Consider the following 2,227-nt stretch of genomic DNA (forward strand, 5'->3'; position numbering starts at 1 on the left):
GGAAATGGCGGTGCGGGCACTGGAGCTGGGCGCAGTGGATGTGGTGCCCAAGCCCACCCTCGATATCGAACGCGGCATGAACCAGTATGCCGACGAGTTGCGCCAGAAGCTGCGCGATGCGGCGCGCACCAAGCCGCGCCAGCTGGTGCAATTGGCCACCGCCTCGCTCAATACCGACAGCGTGCTGGAAAAGCGCAGCCGCCCTGCCCTCGCTGCCACCGAAAAGCTGATAGCCATCGGTTCGTCCACCGGCGGCACCGAGGCGCTCAAGGTGGTGCTGACTGCACTGCCGGCCGACTCTCCGGCGCTATTGATCACCCAGCATATGCCGGAAGCGTTTACCCGCTCGTTTGCGGCAAGGCTGGATGGCATGTGCCGCATTTCGGTCAAGGAAGCCGAGCACGGCGAGCGGGTACTGCCAGGGCACGCCTATGTGGCGCCGGGTCACTCGCATCTCTTGCTGGCGCGCAGCGGCGCCAACTATGTGGTGGAGCTGAGCCAGGGGCCGCCGGTAAACCGCCACCGCCCCAGCGTGGATGTGCTGTTCCGCTCGGTGGCCAATGTGGCCGGCATCAATGCACTGGCGGTAATCCTTACCGGCATGGGCAAGGATGGCGCCATGGGCATGAAGGAATTGCATGATCTCGGCTGCTGGACCATCGCCCAGGATGAGGCCAGCTGCGTGGTGTTCGGCATGCCCAAGGAGGCAATCGCCACTGGCGGCGTCAGCGAAGTATTGCCGCTGGACAAGATCGGGCCGGCGCTGGTGACAAAGCTGGCCAAGCTCGGGCATGGCACGCGGGTGTAATGCTTGCTTGGGCGAGGCGTTTGGGTCCGGATACTTGATGTATCAAACACGCTGACCAACCCAAGGCTCTTTGCGTATCGCAGGAGCGGGCCATGCCCGCGAATCGCACCGCCATCGCGGGCATGGCCCGTTCCTGCCTGCCGCCCCTTACTGCGGTGCTGCTGACTCGCGCTGCAGGGCCGCCAGATGGCCGGCGATATCGAGCCCCTCGTCATACAGGGCCGATATGCGGGTGGCGGTATTGCGCAGCAGGGTGGAAACCACTTCTTCCTGGCGAACCGTGAGGCCCAGGCTGGGAAAGGTCACCTCGATCTCGTTGAGCAGATTGTCCAGCACCAGCTCGGTCTGGCTGCGATGCGCCGCATGGCGGCGGGCGATATCCTGCAAGGCCGCTTCGGCGTCGCGGTACAACCGCGCGTGCATCTGCTCGCGCGCTACCAGCGCCAGGGTCGCCTGCAGGGCATTGAGCCGACTTTCGCAGCCTTCGGCGATCAGGGCCAGGTTGTCGCGCATGCGCCCGGTCAGCTCGGCATCATGCACCGGCATGTTCTTGATCAGCAGGGTAAGGCCGCCATAGTGATAAGCCGACTGCCGGCCAAGACTCATGATGCGATCACCCTCGGACAGTTTTTCCAGCACGCCGGCTTCCACCGGGGTGAGTGGCCCTGCCTGGCTGCGGCCGTAGGTCGCGTCAGGCGTTTGCAAGCGGATACAGGCTTGCAGGCCGTATTCGGCACAGCCGGCCAGCACTGCGCTGGCCAGCGCGGGCAAATCGTTGCAGGCGAAGCTGCGCTTGAGGGTGCTGATCACCCCGCCCAGCTCGCTGGCCGAGGTCATGGCGGTCATGGCCACCCGGAAGGCGCTCTCTACGCTATCGGCGAGGCGGCGCCGTTCCGCCACGTTTTTCAGGGTGACGGCCACCTTGGCCCGCAACTCATCGGGCGAGGGCGGCTTGCCGATAAAGTCTTCACCGCCGGCATCGTAGGCCGCCAGCCGGTCCGCCAGGTTCAGCTCGGCGGAGACAAACACCACCGGCACATCGGCCAGCGCTGGCTCGGCTTTCAGGCGGCGGCAGGCCTCATAGCCGTCGATGCCCGGCATGCGGATATCCATCAGCACCAGGCTGGGTTGCTCGGCCAGGGCACATGCCACAGCGGCCTCGCCATCCATGGCCTCGACGATCCGGTACAAGCCCTTCAATGCCGAAGTGGTAAGCAGGCGCGGCAGCGGGTCGTCATCGACCACCAGTACGGTAGGTAAATCAGGCATGGCCTAGCCTTTCATGCAGGGTGAGCTGCGAATGGCGCATGACCGGCATTGCGGCCGCGCGACCCGTTACGTGACATCTGCCTGGACCTGCACCTCGATCTGGTCCAACAGCTGCATGGCCGTATTGAACTCGAAGTTGTCGACCAGTTG

Annotated in this window: 2 protein-coding genes; one reads left to right on the forward strand and one right to left on the reverse strand. The window is 64.8% G+C overall.

All coding sequences use genetic code 11. The features are described 5' to 3' along the window. Window positions 1-808 (forward strand): chemotaxis response regulator protein-glutamate methylesterase (locus ACE3OH_RS21770; RefSeq protein WP_374358246.1); only part of this gene is annotated, 808 nt, incomplete at its 5' end. Between the two features lie 147 nt (window positions 809-955). On the opposite strand, the gene ACE3OH_RS21775 is transcribed toward ACE3OH_RS21770, so the two are convergent. Beyond that, window positions 956-2,077 (reverse strand): two-component system response regulator, encoded by a 1,122-nt coding sequence (locus ACE3OH_RS21775; RefSeq protein ID WP_374358249.1) that lies wholly within the window; start codon window positions 2,075-2,077, stop codon window positions 956-958. Between the last annotated feature and the right edge of the window lie 150 nt (window positions 2,078-2,227).

This window comes from Chitinimonas sp., assembly GCF_041904975.1.
Classification (GTDB): domain Bacteria; phylum Pseudomonadota; class Gammaproteobacteria; order Burkholderiales; family Chitinimonadaceae; genus Chitinimonas.